Annotated in this window: 18 protein-coding genes; 1 reads left to right on the top strand and 17 read right to left on the bottom strand. The window is 55.7% G+C overall.

Annotation, left to right across the window (positions count from 1 at the left end; translation table 11 throughout):
* Window positions 1-4: 4 nt before the first annotated feature.
* From C9J49_RS07330 to C9J49_RS07250, 17 genes are all read right to left on the bottom strand, one after another.
* Window positions 5-814, bottom strand: coding sequence for a glycosyltransferase (locus C9J49_RS07330; RefSeq protein ID WP_107181826.1), 810 nt, complete (start codon window positions 812-814; stop codon window positions 5-7).
* Complete coding sequence (locus C9J49_RS16925) at window positions 815-2077, bottom strand: glycosyl transferase (protein ID WP_146612971.1); 1263 nt, start codon at window positions 2075-2077, stop codon at window positions 815-817.
* A gap of 26 nt (window positions 2078-2103) precedes the next feature.
* Complete coding sequence (locus C9J49_RS07320; protein WP_107181824.1) at window positions 2104-2997, bottom strand: glycosyltransferase; 894 nt, start codon at window positions 2995-2997, stop codon at window positions 2104-2106.
* 28 nt (window positions 2998-3025) lie between these two features.
* Window positions 3026-4228, bottom strand: coding sequence for an O-antigen ligase family protein (locus C9J49_RS16920; protein WP_146612970.1), 1203 nt, complete (start codon window positions 4226-4228; stop codon window positions 3026-3028).
* Between the two features lie 118 nt (window positions 4229-4346).
* Window positions 4347-5699 carry a polysaccharide deacetylase family protein gene (locus tag C9J49_RS07315; RefSeq protein ID WP_107181823.1) on the bottom strand — a complete coding sequence of 451 codons (1353 nt, stop codon included), beginning with the start codon at window positions 5697-5699 and terminating at the stop codon, window positions 4347-4349.
* Window positions 5700-5759: 60 nt separating this feature from the next.
* Complete coding sequence (locus tag C9J49_RS16915) at window positions 5760-7373, bottom strand: hypothetical protein (RefSeq protein WP_146612969.1); 1614 nt, start codon at window positions 7371-7373, stop codon at window positions 5760-5762.
* Between the two features lie 21 nt (window positions 7374-7394).
* Complete coding sequence (locus C9J49_RS07300) at window positions 7395-8339, bottom strand: GNAT family N-acetyltransferase (RefSeq protein ID WP_220084852.1); 945 nt, start codon at window positions 8337-8339, stop codon at window positions 7395-7397.
* A complete protein-coding gene (locus tag C9J49_RS07295) occupies window positions 8336-9289 on the bottom strand; it encodes a sulfotransferase (protein ID WP_107181819.1) in 954 nt (317 codons plus the stop codon). Before C9J49_RS07295 ends, C9J49_RS07300 begins: the two co-directional genes overlap by 4 nt.
* Before the next feature lie 2 nt (window positions 9290-9291).
* Window positions 9292-10878: an asparagine synthetase B family protein gene (locus C9J49_RS07290; RefSeq protein WP_107181818.1), complete on the bottom strand. Its 1587-nt coding sequence runs from the start codon at window positions 10876-10878 to the stop codon at window positions 9292-9294.
* A complete protein-coding gene (locus C9J49_RS07285) occupies window positions 10878-12323 on the bottom strand; it encodes a lipopolysaccharide biosynthesis protein (protein ID WP_107181817.1) in 1446 nt (481 codons plus the stop codon). Before C9J49_RS07285 ends, C9J49_RS07290 begins: the two co-directional genes overlap by 1 nt.
* Before the next feature lie 45 nt (window positions 12324-12368).
* The gene (locus tag C9J49_RS07280; RefSeq protein WP_181454266.1) at window positions 12369-13457 is read right to left on the bottom strand and encodes a DegT/DnrJ/EryC1/StrS aminotransferase family protein; all 1089 of its coding nucleotides are present in this window, start codon (window positions 13455-13457) and stop codon (window positions 12369-12371) included.
* Window positions 13457-14038, bottom strand: coding sequence for an acyltransferase (locus C9J49_RS07275; protein WP_107181815.1), 582 nt, complete (start codon window positions 14036-14038; stop codon window positions 13457-13459). The genes C9J49_RS07280 and C9J49_RS07275 overlap by 1 nt, the downstream gene beginning before the upstream one ends.
* 1 nt (window position 14039) lies before the next feature.
* Window positions 14040-14987, bottom strand: a complete 948-nt coding sequence (locus C9J49_RS07270; RefSeq protein WP_107181814.1) for a Gfo/Idh/MocA family protein — start codon at window positions 14985-14987, stop codon at window positions 14040-14042.
* Window positions 14988-14999: 12 nt separating this feature from the next.
* Complete coding sequence (wbpA, locus tag C9J49_RS07265; RefSeq protein ID WP_107181813.1) at window positions 15000-16313, bottom strand: UDP-N-acetyl-D-glucosamine 6-dehydrogenase; 1314 nt, start codon at window positions 16311-16313, stop codon at window positions 15000-15002.
* A gap of 67 nt (window positions 16314-16380) precedes the next feature.
* Entirely contained in the window at window positions 16381-17802 is a 1422-nt protein-coding gene (locus tag C9J49_RS07260) for an MBL fold metallo-hydrolase RNA specificity domain-containing protein (protein ID WP_107181812.1), read from the bottom strand.
* Window positions 17803-18527: 725 nt separating this feature from the next.
* Complete coding sequence (locus C9J49_RS07255) at window positions 18528-19292, bottom strand: Wzz/FepE/Etk N-terminal domain-containing protein (protein ID WP_107181811.1); 765 nt, start codon at window positions 19290-19292, stop codon at window positions 18528-18530.
* Window positions 19293-19459: 167 nt separating this feature from the next.
* On the bottom strand, window positions 19460-21664 hold the full coding sequence (locus C9J49_RS07250) for a polysaccharide biosynthesis tyrosine autokinase (protein WP_107181810.1): 2205 nt from the start codon (window positions 21662-21664) through the stop codon (window positions 19460-19462).
* A 98-nt stretch (window positions 21665-21762) separates the two neighbouring features.
* Here C9J49_RS07250 and C9J49_RS07245 point away from each other — a divergent pair, with 98 nt between their 5' ends.
* Window positions 21763-22104 carry a four helix bundle protein gene (locus C9J49_RS07245; protein ID WP_107181809.1) on the top strand — a complete coding sequence of 114 codons (342 nt, stop codon included), beginning with the start codon at window positions 21763-21765 and terminating at the stop codon, window positions 22102-22104.
* Window positions 22105-22127 lie beyond the last annotated feature (23 nt).

The raw sequence follows: 22127 nt of genomic DNA, 5'->3' as shown, positions 1-22127 counted from the left end.
AATTTCACCGAAAATACTTATATGCAATCTCTTTAACAAAGGAAGGTGAGAGCCTCCCCCCACCTCTTATAAAAAGCCCGCGCACATATTGACAATAATTTATAAAACCAATATCTCTTTGATACCTAAGAAGAGTCAGCTCGTGCTGAAAATAACCCCAGCCTCGCCGTGAAAGAAGACCATACCCAGCCCGCATTTTAAGTAAAACATCTGGAAGATTGGCCAATGTATAGTTTTTCTTAATCATCAAGGACCATAATGCATAATCCTGAGCCTTTCTGAGGCTAGGGTAACCACCAACTGCTAAGACATCAGACTTTCGAAAAATAGTTGCAGGGTGATTCAGTGGTGATCGCAGCTTGGAGAAGCTCCTCAAGCTTTTCCCTCCTATAGGAAGCGAACGAGTATCAAGGAGTCTTTCCATGTTCTCATCCCACTCCTCAATAGCAGAGCTAGAAGCAGAAATTTCCGGATACTTCTCCATAAAGGAAACCTGCGATGAAAAGCGATGTGGTAATGCAATGTCATCAGTATCCATTCTGGCAACCAGCTCATAGCGACAGACTGACAAGCCTGCGTTAAGAGCTTCCCCAAGCCCTACATTATCTTGCAGTGATAAAACTGTTAGTCTATTGCCAATCTTACCATCCCAGACATCAATCACTTTCTCAAGGTCGTCTGTGAGAGGGCCATCTTTAACCAATACGATCTGAGAGGGCTTCAAGTATTGCTCATCCCATATGCTGGCCAACGCTTGAGAGAAAAAAATTGGATTTTCATTTTTATAGACTGAAAGGAGAACACAAAAACTCACTCACTCAATCTCCATATAGCAAAGCTGCCTACGCCCAGAGCTTACACTATCGAAAAAGACAAACGTGCCATCCGGAGACAAACGGGGGTGCAAGTCACAGCGAGTTTCCCCTTTGAACGCAAACCCATGAAAAAAGCTCCCCAACTCCTCGACTTCCCCATTGGAAACACCCACCTTAAAAAGGTGCTGCATTCGAGCCTTATCAGGATAGGTATCCGTAACAAAAAAACTTCCTGTTGAATGAGGGTGTCCATCGCCATACTGATCGACCACACCTACATCCTGCTTAGTCATTTCGGCAGTTTTTACATTAAGACACCAGTAGGCATCTTTTTCATTATCACCACGCAAATAACCAATAATTTCATCTTCACCTTTCCAGCAACAATGACTTACCATGCCCTTGCTCGACAAGGTCGTTATATTGCCCGAAAGATCAGAAACCAACAACCTATCACTTCGCTTATCATCCATGTAGTAACGGTGAAGAAAGAGAAACTTTTCACCACAAGGCGATATCATGACATGATTAACTTTATGAAGTGCAGCGCTGAACTTATTCTCAAATTCATGATTGACAATGGCTTCCAAGCTCAGCAGAAGCTTTGAATCACCACTCTCCATTTCTACGTACCAAATCCCATCAGACCAAAGATCTTTTAGCTCACTTTCAGAGAGAGCAGGAAGATTCCGATAACCATAGTCTGGCCGCAATGCCATCAATCTTCGGTAATTAACGGACAAAAAATAGCTATCGCAGAACGCATCTTGGACAGGAAATTCATATGTCTTTATCAGTTCGTTACCTTCAACTGAATACCTTTTAGAAATATATGCATTAGCTTCTTCACTATAATCGTTCACAATGAAATGATCATTTGTGAGCCACTGAGCCCTCGCACCTTGCTGCCAATTGTAGGCATGAGTCTCTACCATCATGATAGGCTCAATATTCTTACCAGCCTCAAAGACACCAACGTAAATTCCCTGTTCTGCTGAAGGGGGGAGCTGCGTTGATCTCTCTGAAAGATGCGCAAGTACATAGCCACTTTGCGAAATTGGAGTCTTGTCGTAGTAACCAAAGAAAGTCTCGCAACCAGCCACCCCCACTTTCTTTACAGGATACAACGAATCCTCGTTCGTCGTCGGTTTGTTAAATATATAAACCCAGCGCTGATACAAAGCTTTACCTAATGCTTTCACCCGCGGAAATCTTGACAAAGCCCGTGCGATCAACTTCGGAACAACACCAAAATTATTCATAAAAACAACCAAAGGAAGTGATTAAATCATCGGCCACTAAGAAGAGAAAACAGCTTAATTCTCATCCAATACAAGAATGAGTTCGCATGCATCACAAATCTGGCACGATCAGATACTCCCAACCCACTCATGAAAAGTAACGGAATAATATCACCATTAAAGCGATGAGTTTCAGCCGCTGCCTTTGCTGACAGTGTGTTTATGGATGATCGACTCAAAATCTTGCGATATCTCTCTAAAAAAACCGAATATACGATGAAGCGTCTATGCATCCCCACTGTTTTCTTCTTGAACGGATCCGTACGTGAAGATGAATTATTACTATGAATTCGGTAATGAATCCCAATCTCTGGCACATGTTCCACAATAACACCTTCCAAATGCTCAGCATGGCATACTATCCACTTGTCTTCATTGCCCAGAACCTTTGGGAGGGGAAAACAACATTCCGAGAAGGAGCGTGTCATCAGCATCGCGCCTCCGATCATTGAACCTTTCTCGGGATGACGAGGAGTCACCACACCATCAAATTTTTTGTCATCTGAGAAGGTTTTTAACTTGCAGACTGATACAGCTTGCTCATTGATTCTATCAATGAGAGGCCCGCTTCTCGACTTCAGAGCTCCGTCAGGAAGAATATCATCACCAGCAAACAAGGCTATTAAGTCACCCGAGGAATTCTCGAATGCCAGATTGAACGCATTATTTTTTCCTTTCTCATTATTCTTAAACACCTTCATGAAAGGGTACTGATCCTTAAGAGCTCTTAGAGTCGAGAATGTCTCATCCGTAGAGTGATCATCTACCACGATAAGCTCAACTTCAAGCTCCCCTGGCTGGTGCTGGCAAGCGACACTACCTACAGCCTCTCTGATATATTTTTCTTCATTATAAACAGGCATCAAAATAGAGACTTTCATTCTTAAATCCTTTTAAAGACTATGCCCCTCAAGAGAGGGCACCTGTTTTTCTCTCAACCTTACCAAGCATAGGTCGAGAACATAAATACCCAACTCCAGCACCAATCGCCAGCCAAATATATACGTACAGGTAACTCTTCGACACAATCACCGCTGCGACATTAAAAATCACGAGGATGGTAAAACACTCAATGTGACGAGCATGCTTCCTGTTCAGCGCAATCTGCATACAAAAGCCAAACACCACCAAACAAAACAATATAAATGGCCCTACCCCATAAGCCGTCCAAAACGACATGAAGTTATGAGCATACTTCCCGGAAGTATCAAAGCTAACAACATCATACATATATTGACCTAACAACCAGTTATCCTTCAAATGCTGAAACCCAATTTCAAAGAGCTCAGCACGCGTAGAAAATGAAGAGTCCTCCCCGGTGGTAAAAAACCTGATCATCCTATGGGACTCGCCAAGCAAGGCCACAATACTATCCCATAAAACCCCAAAAACCATACCTAAAAAACCCAGTATTGCAATGCCGACAGCTGGTCTTATCCATAGCACATAAACCATGCAAGAAACAACAAACAATAAAAGTGCAGAGCGTGAGACAAGGAAAAACAGGACCAATGAACTAATTAAAAAAACACCCACCTTTAATAAATCTCTCTTCAAGACTGCGAGGACTATAATAGAGAGAGCAGCAAATGCATCGGACAGCATTAAATATATTTTCTCACCATCAAGGTACACAAAGTATCCCTTTGACATGGAAGCCCCATAAAAATAAAGCACCACACTGACTATCCAGCCAAAAAGAAACCATGCTCCAAATCTCTTCATGATTCCTGGCAAGGATATAGCTGACAAGAACATTGCCATAGTGGCAATTAATGTTCTTGCTGGGTATGTCAAAAGCTCATGAGTTCCAACTTGACCAGACAGCATTGGAATTTGCACTATTTGAGCCAGCACGACCCAAATCACGAGACAGCTAGAAAACAGCACCGTAATGGGCGCGCTTGTTCTAAAACATTTTTTCGATATGACCAAAGCCCCAAACACGGCCAGCAAGATCAAAAACAACAACGAAACAACAGTAACATTAACCCTTGGAAGTGCAAAAACGTACTCGCCATACTTAAAAACAGGAGCAGCAACGAGGTAAAAAAATAGAAAAAGCGCCGATATAGTAACATAAGCGCTAGACATGCCTGCCTTATTATCCATCACAAAAAATTTCCACAATGAGCAAACTTCTATGGGGTCACATTCTCTATGAGCAATACGTAGATTTTTATAATTTCACTCATTCAATAAATAGCGGCGTTAAAACCATACGTGCTGCTTATAGATGAATCAGGCGCTTATAAATGTCCATCTTCCATTGAGTTTCAAATTCAGTATTATGCCAGAGTAAAGAAAAGCATCCGCCTACCTTTCGGCAACCTTCTTTTAGCTCCATAAACTTATTCAACGCTTCTTCCGAAGCACCTAACCCTAAATACCTTCTGGCTATAACCGTACACTCCATAGCAACTAAAGGCCTGACACGCACATTTAGAGCGCTTTGACAAAGAGGATTGAATGCAAAATATTCGAAGCAGGTCCCACAGCGGAAGCCCGGTCGATCTGCATAACTGAGTGTAGAGTCATAATTTAGGCCGGCATCATTCCAAGCTTGCAAAGTTGTTGGCTGTTCCCAGCGGAGAAAATGCATACGGCCTCCCCACTCCGATTGGGAGATCCCTTCTTTTTCGCAGACACTTTTCAGCCGTGAAAACTCCTGGCCAATTAACTGCGGGGCTTGATAAGTACCATAGCTAGGATGGAGACCTATTTCATGACCGCGCTCGTTAATTCTGTGAAGCAGAGATCGTATCGCCGGGTGCTCTAGTTCGTAATCACTATCTTTACCAGGGTCGGTACGACCAGAAATAAAGTAGAAAGCACTAGTCAAGCCAGATTTTTCTGACTCATCCATGATCCATTCGAAGGTGTTTGCTGGATCCAGTGGGTGCAATTTTTCCCCGCTATTGAGCTTTACTCTTGGGCCAACCCATAACCCTTGAAGCTGTCGGCGTTTAAGCAGATCCCCCCCCATGGTCTTCAGCAAAGAAGTCCATGTCTTGAAACCGTATCGACTGGGCCAGTCTACATCATGAGACACCTTTATACTGAACTGGTGTTTCTTCAGTTCCACCCCAGGCCACTGTATCTTAATCACTTGGGCGAGCAGGTTGAGCCACTCGTCAACGATGGGTCGTTCCAAGTATTCATGTTCATAAGCGTGTGATGAAGTAGCGGGGAAACGACCGTGGTCATCGAGGTCCGTGCGGCCGACTTCTTCCAGTCGGGTGAGCATCCAGTAAGTAAGGCCGAGAATGTCATAGTGAATAACTACATCGCCCTGCCCTGCCTGCTCAACCATCCGGGCAGGTAGTTCGGCCATGGCCGGTGTCGGGAGCGGCTCACCCAAGGCGGGTGTAAAGCCTTCACCAGCGGCATCCCATCTACCACAGGGAAAGTCGGACCGGGATTGGTGGAATTCCGGCTTCAGAGTGTCAAAGCGAATACGGCCTTCCGCACCAGGCAGCGCCAGGGTCAGCTCCTGCCCTTCTTCACGGAGTGTGAGCCTCAGGCCGTAGCGCTCTTCCAGGATGGTTTCCAGCCAACGCAGGCTTGCAGGGGTGAAGGTCATGATCGGTCCGGTAGGTAATGGAGTGTATGCGTCTTGGCGGGTACAGCGGGCCTTGAGACGCTAACGCCGCTGGTGGCGGCGCGCAGCCACCAGAAAATGCCAGGTGCACGTCGAGAGCAGCACCGCCATGAGTAGGATGAAGGCTTCCTGCCCGGGAAAAGCGGCATAGAGGGGGCGGAATATGATCACGCCGCTGGCCCAGCCGTTGAGGGCTGTTGCCAGTGGCTCAATCAGCCACAGGGTGCTATCGGGCCATGCCACCCAGCCTGCAAGCCAGTTGGCCTGCTGCACGGCAATGAATGCGGCACAGGCGAGTACGCCGAGCAGCGGCTGCCAGTAGCTCTGCCCATGGCGCGAAAGCGTGAAATTGAGCGAGACCAGCAGGCGCTCCCAGAGCCGCCAATGCCGACCATACTGGTTGGCACCCGCTCGAAGTTCACGACGGTAGGCTTCCATCTCCAGGGCATAGAAGTGATTGGCTTCGATCCGATTGCCCACCGCTTCGAAGGAGTGCTTGATGATACGAAAGCTCTCCCGATCGGTGCCCTTTCGGGCATCAGCGCTGAAGGTGCAGTCAAGGAAGTTGGGCGACTCGCTACGATTGGTATTGCGCAGGTCAACCGGCAGCAAGAAATGAGCGCTACGGAAGTTGATGAAGCTGTAGAAAGTGACATAGCGCAGTTGGATACGTCCCTTATTTTCAGCGACCGCCCCGAAGCGACAGTCTTCAAAGCCGGCGAAGTCACGGAAGATGGACTTGCGTATCAGGAAGCTTTCGAAGCTCGATTCGTAGAAGTCGGCGAGCCCTTCAAAGTTGACATTCTTGATCGACAGCTTGCCGATCGGGCAGTGAATGAAGGCAAACTTGTTCTTGAACACCGTACTGGTCAGGGTGACTTCACGGATGCCTTCCGCATTGGCCAACGTGAAGCGGGACTCAAACTCGCAGTACTCGACAAGGATCTTGTCGATCTCCGGCTTGTGATCCAGTGAGTTGGCGAAGACAGGAATATCCGTTGCCATCTTCCTGAGAGTCACTGCCTCGTGGATCGTACAGTCCTTGAAGAACGCAGCCGCTTCATCCACCGGTGACTGTTCGAGCTCATTGCCTTCAATCGTGACACCCTTCAGAAAACAACACTCGGTGAACAGCACCTGGCCTTTTCCCGGCCCGCTGCCCTCCTCGACCTGCCAGGCAAGGGGGAAGGTACACGACTCAAAGCGCACCTTCGTTGATGTATAGCCTAATGGAAAAGAGTGACAATAGAAGTGGCAGTTAAAGAAGTGCAGCGAAGGAAACAGCTTCAGGAGCTTGGTGTAGTCAAAGCCCAGCCGTTCATCTGCTGCAGGGAAATGTATATCTCGCAGGATAAGGGGCTTTTCACCGCGGGCTAGACTGATATCCAGGTCGTAGATGTCGGGAGGAGAAGGGTCCAAATCGGACGCTGTCTCGAGTTCATGGCCGCCCTCATAGGTGCCCTCATAGTAAGCATCGGCACTGGACAGCTTTCCTGTTATGAAGGCCGTCACCTGATGACGCTCAACGCCAGGACATTGGTGGGCCACTTCGACGCACAAGAAACTGACAAGCTCGTCATAAAAACGTTGCTGCGATTCAACGTCCAGCAGTTGGTCTGCATCTATCGGTTTTTGACTGTGTAGAATGTTGCTCATGCGTTGACTCGACGCATTATTTTATCTCTTGAGGGCTTGCATCAACCGATACACCTTCAATAGATTAGAATTAGTTTTGCTAACGGTGAAATACGGTGTCTGCACCGCCCCAAACGCTCGAAAAAAGCGCTCAATTGGCTCAATCATCGAACCTTCGAAGTCGAACACTTCCACTGATGCAGGCTGGCGGCAGATTGCTTCCCACAACACCAAACTAGTTGCGCCACTGTTGCGCAACTCTGGGTCGCTCCCCCCCATAAGGTAATAGGCAGTATTACCACTGCGAACGATGTAGGCTCCGGCATGCAAGCGGCCTTCCGGGTCCACGGCCACCAAACAGTCGCGGACATTATGCGCAGATGCGGCGGCATCAAGACCCACTACAAATTCACGGGTGTAAGGAACCGCGCGATTCTGGCGCTCAAATACCATTCGGTTAAGATCCAAAAACTCATCGAGTGTGCCTTCACGCACCTCCACACCAGCGCGCTCTTTCGCTTTTCGGATATCATTTCGGATATTTTGCTGCAAACCTTTCCATAGCTTCTCCTTATCAGCTAGCATAGCAAGTCGATAGGTATAACGGGTGGTTTGTTCAAAACCGCGCCAATAAAACGGCAACCAGTTCAGCCGGTCACAGTGCCAGTGCTGGGTGTAATGGTCGTAGGTGGGCAGCTGGTCCGCTAATGCCCCCAGAACATCTTTTTCATAAGCGAGCTGCTTGGGGTAAGACTTCTGCGTTGGGCGGACCCAAGGGCCAAGCGTTTGAGTGAGCTTGGGTTGAGTGAGCAACCGGAAGCCCCACTTTTTTCGGATCGTAAAGGGAAGTGCGCCGATCACCTGCTGGCCTTTGGTTGCCAGCACTACATCCCAATCATCTCCTGCGACAGCATCCAGCCACCAAGCTTGGGAAAATAATGGGATAGTGGGCTCAGCTTCACAGAGTTCTCGGTATACGGCTTTCAAACGAACAATTCCTTTTTGAAGGGGTATTTCTCTACTAGTCTCGCTAATTCTTCTTGTTCTTCCAGCTGTAATCGATCTGGGTCGTCACGATGAAACCCCGGCATTTTCCCTCCTTCGCGAGCCGAAACACCACACCACTCACCCAGACGATGTATCAATGCCTGATCAAAATTCTGGTAATGCACTTCCTTAACATTCTTCTTTGGAAATAGCCCCAGGTCTTCTTCAATTTGCTTTTCTATGTAATAGACCTGTGCTGCACACATTTCATCCTCGGGCAGCTGCCTCAGCTCCTCTACGTTCGGAGGCATGATGCTCCACCACAGACCTTCCTCGACGCCAACTTTTTTCCGTGCCTTCAGTATCGAGTGGATAACAAACCTTGGGTCACGTCGGACGAAAACAATTCTAGCATTTGGAAAGGCCCGATGGATCAGCCTCAGCCGCTGACCAGCATTCAGGTTCTTGAACAATATTGGACGCCGTAGGTATGTCGAAGCTCCCAAAACTTCTTCTCGTATTTCATTTACCATTTCCGACGTGACTTCATCATGATCGATAAAATGCCGATCCTTGGGAAGCCAGCGGTACCAAAAACCACCGCATTCACTAGGCGCATGGCCACCAAATTTTCGTGTATTCCCGTATTCTGCCTTGAAGTTGTTGTGAGGATTGTCACCGTACTTCTTGTGGCTTAACCATAGGCCAAATCGGAGATTGCGATGCCAAGTGCAGGCGGTATTGTCTATGTATGCAAACTGATAGGCGTTAGTGAGTGCCTGGCAAAGTATGGTAGATCCGGTTCGCGGGGCACCGATGATAAAAACGGGCTGATGCTTTGTTTTTTTACCGGAACCAAAAAAATGATTTTCCCAAAATCTGATAACGGGAGAAAAAAACCTTAAAATAAGAGATAATAATTTTTTCCGCATTTTTGATAGAAAGCTCATTGTTATTTTATCATCTTATTGGCTTGGCGCAAAAAGTCGTGAGCATTTAGGCCCACAATAGAAAAGCCTTTCCCCATTAGATTTTTATGCTCTTTTCTCCCGTAACGGCCATACAAGGCTAGCGGATGCTGATTTTGTTTTTTCGGTTTTATGTAAGAGTAAACTTTTCTGGCGAACGGTATCTTGGATGCTTTCTTTTTAATATGAGAAACAGGACTTTCGGATGCGTTACCCAAGCCTTCAGTTTTATCTGACATTTGCTCATTGTAAGATTTTTTTATATACCCTATGCACCATGTCCTATTTTTTCTTAACGCCAAGGGCACATTCTGCCAAAACTCCACGAACTCCTTGTCCCAGAGTGGCATCCACCAGTCGTAGCCAAAAAACTCATAAACTCTTACCGAGTTACAAATAAACTTTGCCTGGCGCTCCTGCCAATCCCACTTTTCATAGGCATCTGCGTATTGCCATGGCGCTTTTATTCCTTTTGCTTCGGTTTTTTTCTTTATTCTTGTTTTCCAGGTGAACTCTTGGGTCGTTAAGAAGTCTGCAGGCGCTAAGTTGTAATGCCTTTGAAACAAGGCGTGCGAGACATCTTCAAGGTCCAGTACCTCGCCGGTAAAGGCTGCATCGGGAATGTGGCTTCCCGCCACAAAGTCACCGCTATGACCGGGCACGAAAACGGCGTCGCTATCAATAACCCGGTTTTCTTTCATGATTTTAACCGCCAGCCAGTCCTGAACATGAGCCACACTGCTCCAGCCCGACCCCCATTTTTGGTACTTCCAGCGCTCTTCGCTTTCCCAGGCTTCGCGCCACAGTTGGTTGCTGTACTCTACAAAATGCCAGCGTAAACCCAGAGCGTCCGCTACCCGCTTGCTGTATTGGGATTCCTTGTTGCCGGCTACGCCGTAAGTGAAAGTAAGAGTATTCTCATAGCCCAGACGCTTGAGCAGCGCGACGATAAGGCGTGAATCGTACCCGCCGCTGAGCGGTACGACAATTTGACGACCGCCGGCATAGTCAATCAAGCGTTGGATGCTGGCTACCGAGATACGATCCAGTTTTTCTTCGAGCAAGGCTTTGTCATAGTCCTGCGGCTCAGTGTGCAAGAAACGATAGTAGCGTTGTGTCTCGACGGTAGGCGTATCTGAATGTTCCGTGATCATCACGCATTCGCCGGCCTGGAGCTGTTTGACGTTGGGGAAGAGCGTGTCTTGGCCCGTGACATAGCCTGTTAGCTGGAATTCTTCGCGCGCCAGGCTATCCATGGTTTCATCGCCGACTTGCTGGCGAACCCACTCCGCCTCGTCGGAGAGGAAAACCATATCCTTGCGCTGCCCATAAAATAGAGGTATCGAACGAATATGATCTACTGCAGCGAACAGCTGACCGGGCTGATGCTGCACAACGGCGTAAAAACCATTGAGTTTCGTCAGGGCCTGGCCAAATTCATTCAGCGACGACGCTTTTTGGAGAGTCCCAACATCCTGCCAAATGCGACCGTATTGAGCGTAATATTGCTCCGGTGAGGTACCCTCATACTGCCAGCGTGGAGAACCAAAGTGTGTCTTTATCTGTGCCATCAAAATGCCTTACGAAATAGACGCCAATAATGAATAGCCATCAAGCCGGCTGTCGCCATCGCTAGCAACCACCATATAAAGCTGAATGTCGGCCAATGAGTGCCTAGCCATAAAGGTGCCACTGAAGCCAGAGAGACTACGAAGGTGCTGGCAGCAGGGCGTAGCATCATGCCTTGTGTATTACCCGTGACCCGGGTGATCCAGGCTAGAAAGCCCACCCAGCATAGGGCACTGGCGCCGGAGAACAGCATTACTGCGACTATCAGGTTTCCCTGCCAGGCACCCAACGTGATAGCAACAACCCGCGCCAGTAATAAAATGACCTGAAACAACAACCCCTGAGTCTGTTTTTCCATCACTGAAAACAGGGTGCTTAATGGCGAGGTAATAAAAACCATATAAAGCCAAGGTGCCATCCAACGAGCAAAGTCGCCTGCACTACGCCATTGCTCACCGAAGACCAAGGTAAAAAGATCGGGGCCTATCACGATCAGCACTAGTGCCGGGGGCATGGCTATCTGTGCCAGTTTCTCGTGTACGCTGCTGACGAGCGGCCCTAGTCGTCCTTCGCGATAGGCCTCAGCGGCACTGGAAAAAAACACGTTACCCACGGCCTGCCCCACAATCGACATCGGCATGGTCAGTACGCGGTGAGCTAGCGCATAAAGGCCGGCCGCACCGGCACCGAACAATGAGGCGAAAAGTAGCGGCGGCAGCTGTTGGCCGACACTATTGAAAAAACCACCCCAGGTCGAGAAAAGCGGGAAATCCCGGTAGCGTTTCGCTGAATGCCACACGTCGCGACAGCGCCAATGGCGCAGCTCGGGGCGCTTCAATGCGCTGCGTGCCAAGGTGATGCTGCCTACACCTTGGCCCGTTGCTTGACCACCAAGCAGCGACACGCTGCCGGCTTTAGCGCCTACTAGCTGGATTGCAAGAGTTGCCAGCGCCTGACGTAAGCGTGTCTTGGCGATAAGCGGAAACTGTTTGGTGCGTATCGCCCAGTAATTGAAGACTTTATAGCAACCCTGTAGCAATACCCCGAGCGGTAGCAGCCAAAGCAAACCTGCCAGCTTCGGCACACCGAGTACAGACGCTATGGAATCTCCTCCCATCAGCACGAGTATTGCGGTAGTCAGCGTAACGCCTAGAACCGCCAACAGCGAAAGCACGACGATGCTGGCGGCGTCCTGATCGCTTTCCGGCAGCGGAATGGCCAATTCATAGCGCAGGCTGGCAATGACTGCGAGGACACCCAGCAAGCCGGCATAAACGGCCAGCAGCCCGAAGTCGTCAGGCGTGTATAGGCGCGTCAATAGCGGTGATGCCAGCACCATCAATAGCTGGGCACCGGCGGTGCCGCCAACGAGAACGCTGACGCTGCGGGCAAAGGCGTTATTGGGCAGTATCCGTGCGGCCCGCGCCTTGAGCGTCGCCAGATTCATGACGGCAGGTTTCCCGAATGTACGATGATAAAGTGCATTGGTTTGTTATTCCGCCGCGCCGCACAGCGCGGTTACGATGTCACGCTGATCGTCGTTTTCAAGGTAGGGATGCATCGGCAATGAGATGACCTGCCTTGCTGCCTGGTCACCCTCGGGTAGTGGGGCTGCGGTATCGGCTACGGCCGGCTGCTGATTCAGTGGTATCGGATAGTGCACAGCAGTAGGAATGCCCGCTTCCTTGAGCACCGTTTGCACGTGCTCACGATTCTCCACCCGAATGGTGTACTGCGCCCAGGCACTGGTGCTGTGCGGCTCGACATAGGGTGTCGTCGTGATGCCGGCTTCGTGGAGACCTTGCGTATAGCGCTCCGCCACCTGCTGTCGCTTCATCAGCTCGTCGTCGAAGATATCCAGCTTGGGCAAAAGGATGGCGGCCTGCAGGGTATCCAGCCGGCTGTTCACGCCCACGCGAAGATGATGATAGCGCCGGTCCTGGCCATGACGGGCGACCTGGCGGATGACCGTTGCCAGCTCGTTATCGCTGGTGAAGATGGCACCGCCATCGCCGTAGCAGCCCAGCGGCTTGCTGGGGAAGAAGCTGGTGGTAGCGATGGTGCTGAGATTGCAGGACTTACGCCCCTTGTAGGTGGCGCCGAAGCTCTGAGCGGCATCCTCGATCACTGGAATGCCGTACTTTTCAGCGATGGCGTTGATGGCGTCCATGTCCGCGCACTGGCCATAGAGCGACACCGGAATGATGGCCTTGGTGCGCGGGGTGATCGCCGCTTCCAGCTTGGCGGGGTCCAGGTTGTAGGTGTGTGGGTCGATATCCACGTACACCGGCCTGGCGCCCAGCACGGCCACCGTCTCCGCCGTGGCGATATAGGTGAATCCCGGGGTGATCACCTCATCCCCGGGGCCGATGCCCAGGGCCATCTGGGCGATCTGCAAGGCGTCGGTGCCATTGGCGCAGCTGATGCAATACTTGGCGCCGGTGTAGTCGGCCAGCCTTTCCTCGAGCTCGGTGACCTCCGGGCCCAGGATGTACTTGCCGTGGGCCAGCACGCGCTGGATGCCGGCGTCGATCTCATCCTTGATCCGCGCCTGCTGGGCGGCCAGGTCGATGAAGGGGATCATGCGCTTACCTTGGTCAGCTGATTGTCATCGAGAACATAACGATCGCCGGTGTGCGGGCAGACGGTGTCGCCCTGCCCTTGCAGCGGCAGGTCGAGCTGTTCGCCGTGCTCGCTCATCCAGCCGATCTGCCGGGCCGGTACGCCCACCATCAACGCATAGGCCGGCACGTCCTTGTTGATCACCGCCCCGGCGCCGATGAAGGCGTATGCACCGATGGTCACCCCGCACACGATGGTGCAGTTGGCGCCCAGGCTGGCACCCCTTTTGACCAGGGTGTCGCGGTACTCGCTCTTGCGCTCGATCAGCGAACGGGGGTTGTAGACGTTGGTGAACACCATGCTAGGGCCGCAGAACACGCCCTCTTCCAGGTGCACGTTGTCGTAGACGGAGACGTTGTTCTGGATCTTGCTGTTATCGCCGATGGTGACCCTGTTGCCCACGAACACGCCCTGGCCCATGGAGACGTTCTTGCCGATGCGCGCCCCACCGCACACGTGCACGAAATGCCAGACCCGCGAGCCTTCGCCGATCTGGGCGCCGTCGTCGACGATCGCGGATTCATGAATCTTCACGCTCATCTCAGATCACCCGGTTGAGAAAGGGGTGGGCCTCGCCCTCCTCAGGCGTTTGCGGGCGAGCCGAACGAATGGTGTCGACGGTCTCGATGCAGTGACGGGCATCCTCGATGCCGTAGCCCCGCCCGGCCAGGATCTCCTGGTAGCTGATCGTGTGCAGGTCGGTGAAGCCGCCGGAGAATTCGATCTCGTCGCCATCCACGCTGATGGAGCGGTACGTCGGCTGCTTGCCCTTCACGCTTTCCGGCAGGTCGCCGGCATCGATGGAGAGGAACCACGGCACTCGCGCCTTCTCGTACTCCAGGTAGCCGGCGGCCTTGGTGTCGGAGGCGTAGTGCAACACGTTCTTCTGCAGGTCGCCGAAGATGAAGTGCAGCATATCGAAGAAGTGCACGCCGATGTTGGTGGCCACGCCGAAGGACTTGCGCGGGTCGCCCTTCCAGCTCTCCGTGTACCACTTGCCCCGGGAGGTGATGTAGGTCAGTTCCACCTCGTGCTTGTCGCCGCGCTGCTCCTGCTCCACCTTGCGCTTGAGGTCCAGGATCGCCTGGTGATGGCGAAGCTGCAGGATGTTGTAGACCCGCTGGCCGGTTTCCCGCTCGACCAGCGCCAGCTCGTCGAGCAGCGCCGGGCTCGGCACCAGCGGCTTCTCGCAGATCACGTCGCAGCCCAGGCGCAGCCCGGCGGCGATGTGCGCATGGTGCAGGTGATTGGGCGAGCAGACCGCCACGTAGTCCAGCGCCGTCTCGGGGTCGCGCTTGAGTTGCCAGGCATGTTCCTGGAAGCGCTCGAACTCGGTGAAGAACTCGCTCTGGGGCGAGATGGAATCGATGATGCCGACCGAGTCGTTGGTGTCGTAGCCGATGGCCAGGTGGTGGCCGGTTTCCTTGATCGCCTTCATGTGGCGGGGGGCGATGTAACCGGCGGCGCCGATCAGGGCGAAATGTTTCATTCCGGGATGTCCTCAGGCCTTGATGATGTGGGCGGCGGCGTCGCGGTAGGTGCCGCGGCTGTCGACGATCAGCTTGGCGTGGCGCTTGATGAGCTCGAAATCGAAGCCGTCATGGTCGGTGGCCAGCACCACGGCATCGAAAGCGGCCAGGTTCTCCGCCGACGGCTCGACGCTTGCCAGCTCGAAATGGTGCTCGCGCATCCTGGGGAAGACCGGCACGTGCGGATCGCTGTAGCTCACCTCAGCGCCCTTGGCCTCGATCAGCTCCATGATCTCCACCGACGGCGATTCGCGCATGTCGTCCACGTTCTTCTTGTAGGCGATGCCCAGCACCAGCACGCGACTGCCCTTCAATGCCTTGCCATGGTCGTTCAGGCCATCCATCAGCTTGCCGACCACGTACTCCGGCATGGCGCGGTTGACCTCGCCGGAGAGCTCGATGAAGCGGGTATGCAGGCCGTATTCCCGGGCCTTCCAGGTCAGGTAGAAGGGATCGATGGGGATGCAGTGCCCCCCCAGGCCGGGCCCGGGATAATAGGGGGTGAAACCGAACGGCTTGGTGGCCGCGGCATCCACCACCTCGAAGATGTCGATGCCCATGCGGTCGGCGACGACCTTCATCTCGTTGACCAGGCCGATGTTCACCGCGCGATGGATGTTCTCCAGCAGCTTGGTCATCTCCGCCGCCTTGGTGGAGCTGACCGGCACTACACGGTCGATGGCATGCCGGTAGAGGGCGACGCCCACGTCACGGCAGGCGGGCGTATGGCCTCCCACCACCTTGGGAATGGTGCGGGTCTCGAAATCCGGGTTGCCCGGATCCTCGCGCTCCGGCGAGTAGACCAGGAACACATCCTGCCCCACCACCAGGCCGTTCTCCTGCACCCGGGGCAGCAACTCTTCCTCGGTGGTGCCCGGGTAGGTGGTGCTCTCCAGCGACAGTACCTGCCCCGCCCGCATGTGCGGCTTCAGGGCATCGATGGTGTCGATCACGAAGCTCATGTCCGGCTCGCGATACTTGTTCAGCGGCGTCGGCACGCACAGGACCACCGCATCGGCTTCAGCGACGCGGCTGAAGTCGGTGGTGGCCTCGAAGCCGGACTGCGTCGCCCTGGCCACCTTCTCGGAGGAAATATGCTCGATATAGCTCTGGCCGGCATTGAGCTGGTCGACCTTCTGCTGGTCGATATCGATGCCCAGCACGCGAAAGCCGATATCGTTGTAACGCAGCATCAAGGGCAGGCCGACATAGCCCAGGCCGACGATGCCGATGACGGCTTCCTTGTCATGCAACTTGTTGATGAGGCGAATTTGAGTGTCAGACATGAAGTTTCCAGAATTGAAGCGCTGAGTCTCGGGGAATCTTGCAGCGGGGTCAGCCCCTTGATTTTGTTTAAGGGTCTGACCCCGTGGCGGCCAGCGTCACCTCTATCTCATGACCGGCCTGCTCGGCCCAGCGTTCGATCTCAGCCTTGAGGGCCTGCTGAGCGAGGGGTTCGCCATGAACCAGGCGCAAGTGACGCGGCGGGTGGCGCATGCGCTTGACGAAGTTGAGCAGGTCGTGCTGGTCCGCGTGGGCGGAGTAGCCGCTGACGATCTCGATGCGGGCGCGAATGTCGACCCGCTGGCCGCCGAGTTCCACCCAGCCGCCGCGGGGGCCGTAGTGCTGGATGTCGCGACCCGGCGTGCCGGCGCCCTGGTAGCCGATGAACACCACGGCGTGGCGCTCGTCGGGCAGCATGCGCGTGAGGTAGTTGACCACCCGGCCGCCGGTGGCCATGCCGCTGGCGGCGATCACCACCGCAGGGCGGTGGCTGGTGGCCAGGTAGTCGACGGTGCGCTCGTGCTCTTCGTGGCTGGCCACGGTGTAGAGGTTCTCGAAGCTGAGCGGGTGGCGGCCGCCGCGCAGCCGGCGATGGGCCTCGGCATCCCACCAGGGTTTGAGTTCGCGGTAGACCTCGGTGAAGCGCGCCGCCAGGGGCGAATCGACGATGATCTCCAGGTCCTCCCAGGGGCCGGCGGCGCCGCGATGGATCAGCCCTTCCAGCTCGTAGAGCAGCTCCTGCGTTCGGCCGATGCTGAAGGCCGGCACGATCACCGTGCCGCCGTTCTCCAGGGCGCGGTCGATGGCCGCCTTCAGCCGGGCCTGGCGATGCCGGCGATCCTCGTGGCGGCGATCACCGTAGGTGCTCTCCAGTACCAGAGTATCGGCACGATAGGGCGAGCGCGGCGCCGGCAGCAGCGGCGCATGGGGTGCGCCGAGGTCGCCGGAGAAGACGGTGCGATGCGGCTGGCCATGGGCCTTGTCGAGGCTTTCCACCTCCACATAGGCGGAGCCGAGGATATGCCCGGCCCGCTGCAGCTTGACCCGAAGGCGGTGGCGCTCGTCATCGAGGACGGTATGCCAGGCCTGGTAGTCGAGGGGCACCAGGCGTTGCGTCACTTCCTCGAGGAAACGCTCGATCAGGGCGCGATCGCGGGTGAAGCCGATCTTGAGGGCATCCTCGATCACCAGCGGCAGCAGTCTGGCCGAGGGCACCGAGCAGAGGATGGGCCCCTGGTAGCCCGCCGCCAGCAGGTAGGGCAGCCGGCCGATGTGGTCGATGTGCACATGGGTGGCCACCAGCGCCAGCACGTCATCGACCGGGAAGCGCACCCGGTGCTGTTCCAGGCTGTCGCGGTGCTCGGCATCCTGGCCTTGGAAGAGGCCGCAGTCGACCAGCAGGGCGCGGTCCGGGGCGATCTGCAAACGGTGGCAGCTGCCGGTAACGCCCGAGGCGGCGCCGTGGTGGTGGAGTCGAGGGTAGTCGTCCATGACTGGGCCTCTTGGGTTGTCTGGGTGCCCTTGCCTTTGGGCTGCTTGGGTGCCGGCTTCGTGACGGGTCAGACCCCGGGTGCAGTGGCGCCGAAAATGATCGGGCCTTCGCGTGTCGCCGGGGGCAACCGGGGTCTGACCCTGTGGCTTTGTTGCTGGCCTTGCCTTGATCTTGCTCCGATGGCGCGTCTTGAAGGGTCAGACCCCGGGTGCGGTGGCGCCGAGGGTGATCGGGCCTTCGCATGTCGCCGGGGGCAACCGGGGTCTGACCCTGTGGCTTTTGGCTGGCCTTTGCCTTTGGCTGGCCTGGGTGCCGGCTTCGGGACGGGTCAGACCCCGGGTGCGGTGGCGCCGAGGGTGACCGGGCCTTCGCGTGTCACCGGGGGCAACCGGGGTCTGACCCTGTGGCTTTTGGCTGGCCTTTGCCTTTGGCTGGCCTGGGTGCCGGCATCGGGATGGGTCAGACCCCGGGTGCGGTGGCGCCGAGAATGATCGGGCAGTCGCGTATCGTCGGGGGCGGCCGGGGTCTGACCCTGTGGCTTTGTTGCTAGCTTTGCCTTTGGCTGGCCTGGGTGCCGGCATCGGGATGGGTCAGACCCCGGGTGCGGTGGCGCCGAGGGTGACCGGGCCTTCGCGTGTCACCGGGGGCAACCGGGGTCTGACCCTGTGGCTTTTGGCTGGCCTTTGCCTTTGGGCTGGCCTTTGCCTTTGGGCTGGCCTGGAAGTTAGCCGTCTTCGTGGAGGCTTTGGCGTACCAGGCTGACGAAGTGCAGCAGGAAGACGCCCATCACCGCGAGCATGCCGCCGAGTACCACGCCGAGGGCGAGGATCAGGGCGCGGCTGGTGCCTTGTTGCTCGAGGCTCTGCACGGCCGCCTGGGCGGTTTCACCGGCCATCAGCCCTTCCAGTTCGGCCTGGAGTTCGAACTTGCGCGACAGGGTGCTGGCGATACGCTCCGAGGCGCCTTCGCCGCTGTGCTCGAGCGTGTTCTCGACGCCGGCGAGCTGGCGTTCCAACGCCTGACGATGGCGCTCCACTCGCGCCTGCTGCCCTTCTTCCAGCCTGTCGAGCAGCAGCCGGTGATGCGCCTCGACGCGCTCGGCCAGGACCTCCGGCGCGGTGCTGGAAAGCTTGACGATCTCGGTATCGTCGGGATTGGAGACACGCGTGTCGAAGCCCAGGGATTCCACGCCTTCGGCCGCCATCAGCTCACGCGTTGCCGGGCCGAGGTAGAGGTTCTGGGTGCGCGCCACCAGGGCCGCCGGCGTTTCCAGCGGCTCGCCCGTGCCACTCTCCGCCACCTGATAGATGGAGGTGTAGGTATAGCTGGAAGGCTGCATCAGGGCGTAGGCCAGGGCCATCAGCACCACCACGCTGAAGATGCCGGCCATGGCCTTCCAGCAGCGCACCAGCAGCTTGGCGAGGTCGATCAGGGAGATTTCGTCGTCGGCGTGAGGCGGTGGGGACTGAGGGTCTTGGGAGGCAGGCATTGGCGTCATTTCGTCTCGGCGTCATCGGTCGCTGGGCATCTCGCGGGCACGCTACCGCCCCGGGGTTCCGGTCGGACGCGTCCCCATGCCCTAGTTATGTTTAGTAAGTTATTGAAACGCCGAATTATACATCAAAAGCCACAGCGTGCACTTCCCGGCCACACCCCTCAACGGTAGCTGTAGTTGTAGTAGCCGTAGCCATAGCTGGTGGCGGCCTTGCGTTCCATCGCGTTGAGGATGGCGCCCTTGACCGGCACGCCGGTGGTTTCCAGGCGCCGCCGGGCGATCTCCAGCTCCTTCATCGGGTTCATCTGAAAGCGCGTGACCATCAGAGTGGTGCCGCACTGCTTGCCGATCACCGCGGCGTCGGTCACGGCGAGGATCGGCGGCGTGTCGATGACGATCAGGTCGTAGCGCTCTCGGATATCGGCCAGGAACTGGCTGAAGCGTTCCTGCATCAGCAGCTCGGAGGGGTTGGGCGGAGCGCTGCCGCGGGAGATGTAGTCCAGCCCGTCGATGTGGCCGCTGCGGGTCACGTCGGCCAGCACGGCCTTGCCGGAGAGCAGTTCGGACAGGCCGCCTTCGCTGCGGCCGCCGAAGGCGTGGTGCACGTGCCCCTTGCGCATGTCGGCGTCGACCACCAGCACCTTCTGCCCGGCCTGGGCGCACACCGCCGCCAGGTTGATGGAAACGAAGCTCTTGCCGATGCCCGGGCTCGGGCCGGTGATGGCCAGCAGGTTGTTGCCGGCCTCCAGCATCGCGAAGTGCAGGCTGGTACGCAGGCCGCGTATCGCCTCGATGGCGGTGTCCGCCGGTGCCCGTTCGGCCAGAATGCCGGTACTGATGTTCTGGCCTTGCTTGTCGTTGCGACGCTTGACGCGCTTGACCAGCTTGCTCTGCTCGTCGGAGAGCGGCACCGTGGCGTAGACGGGAAGGCCGGCGTCCTCGATCTGCTCGGGCGATTCCACGCCCCGCCGCAGCAGCCCGCGCACCAGCACCAGCCCCACCGCGAGCATGCCGCCCAGCAGCGTGGCCAGCACCACGATCAGCGGCTTCTTGGGCTCGACCGGCGCCGGCTGTACCGCCGCGTCGTCCAGGATGCGCACGTTGCCGACGGTGCTGGCCCGGGCGATCTTCATCTCCTGGATCTTGTTGAGCAGCTGGACATACACCTCCTGGTTGACCTGCACGTCGCGACTCATCCGCAGCACCTGCTGCTGGGTCTCGGGCAGCGTTTTCACCCGCTCCTCGAGCTGGTCACGCTCGTTCTGCAGCTGCCGCTTCTTCTCGAGCAGGGCCTGGTAGGTCGGGTGGCTGGTGGTGAAACGCCGCGAGATTTCCGCCTCGGTGAACGAAAGCTCGTTCAGCTGCTTCTCGAGGTCCACGATGCGCTCGAGGATCGACTGGGTCTCGAGCGACAGGTCGACGCTGTCGCGTTCGGTGCGGTACTGGTTGAGGTGATCTTCCGCCTCGCGGAGCTGCTCGCGCACCTGCGGTGCCTGCTGCTCCAGGAACGCGAGGCTCTTCTCGGCCTCGGCCGCCTGGCGCTGAATGTTCTGGGTCAGATAGACCTCGCCGATGGCGTCCAGTACGCGCGTGGCACGCTGGGGATCGGTATCGCTCAGCGACAGGTTCAGCAGGCCGCTGTCCTGGCCTTGCTGACTGACGCTGAAGCGAGCGCGCAGATCGTTGATCACCGCCAGCCGTGAAGACTTCTGCAGGGTGAAGGTGGCGCCCTCCCCGGCCTGCAGCTCGGCGATACGCAGGTTGACCACCCCGTCGAGGAAGGCCTCGTCGACGCCGGTCCGCCCCTCACCCAGCGAGCGACCCTCCAGGCTCAGCCGATAGCGCTCATCGCCGAGCACGGTCAGCTCGAACGGCTCGCCGATGAAGTCCGACGCCACCTGGAAGTGACTGACATTGATCTGCTCATTCGCCCACACGCTGGCCTCGGCGAAACCGGGGCGCTCGACGCCATGGCGCACCAGGAAATCGCCCACCACGGGAAGCCGCTCCGGCGTCACCTGGAGGGTGAGCTGCTGCTGGTCGATGGCACGCCCGAGCACCATGCGCGAACGCAGGATGCCCACTTCGGTGTCCGACGACGGCTGCTCGCCGAGGATCGACTTCACGTCTTCGAGGGGATTGCTCATGCCGGCCTTCTTCTCGACCTGCACCAGGGCATCGGCACGATACACCGGCGTCGCCAGCAGCGCATAGGCCACGCCCATGATGGCGAACGCGGTGGTGATACCGATGATCCACCACTTGTGGTCGAGCAGCAGGCCGAACAGCCGGCCCAGATCGATTTCGTCGTCGGCCCCGGAAGCAGACGATCGGGCTTGCGAAGAATTCAGGTGGGAGTCAGTCATATTGGGTACTTTGCATCGCGCGCCAAGCTACAAGCGCCAAGCCGCCAAGCTAGCAAGTGCTATCTTGAAGGCTCAATGGCGCCATCGGATTGGCAAAAATGAAATTTGAGGATTTATTGGTCTGGAAGCGATCTGCCAAGCTTTGCGTGGAAGTTTATCAACAGTTTGATAAATCGCGTGACTTCGGATTCAAGGATCAAATCACAAGATCCGCCCTATCTATTGTCAGCAACATCGCCGAAGGCTATGAAAGAGACAGCGATCGTGATCGCGTCAAGTTTCTGAGCTACGCCAAGGGATCATGTGCTGAGCTCAGAGCTCAAATCTATATCGGTATTCAGATCGGTTATATAGACAGAACTCTTGGCCAGCAATGGGCCGAGGAAACACGAGATATTTCCAGAATGCTCTACGGCCTGATGGCCAAGATGCGGTGCTAACGCTCTCATCCGCCGGACCACTC

Source organism: Halomonas sp. SL1, assembly GCF_003030865.2.
In the GTDB taxonomy this organism is placed as follows: Bacteria; Pseudomonadota; Gammaproteobacteria; order Pseudomonadales; family Halomonadaceae; genus Halomonas; species Halomonas halophila.
This window is presented reverse-complemented; position numbering and strand designations above follow the sequence as displayed.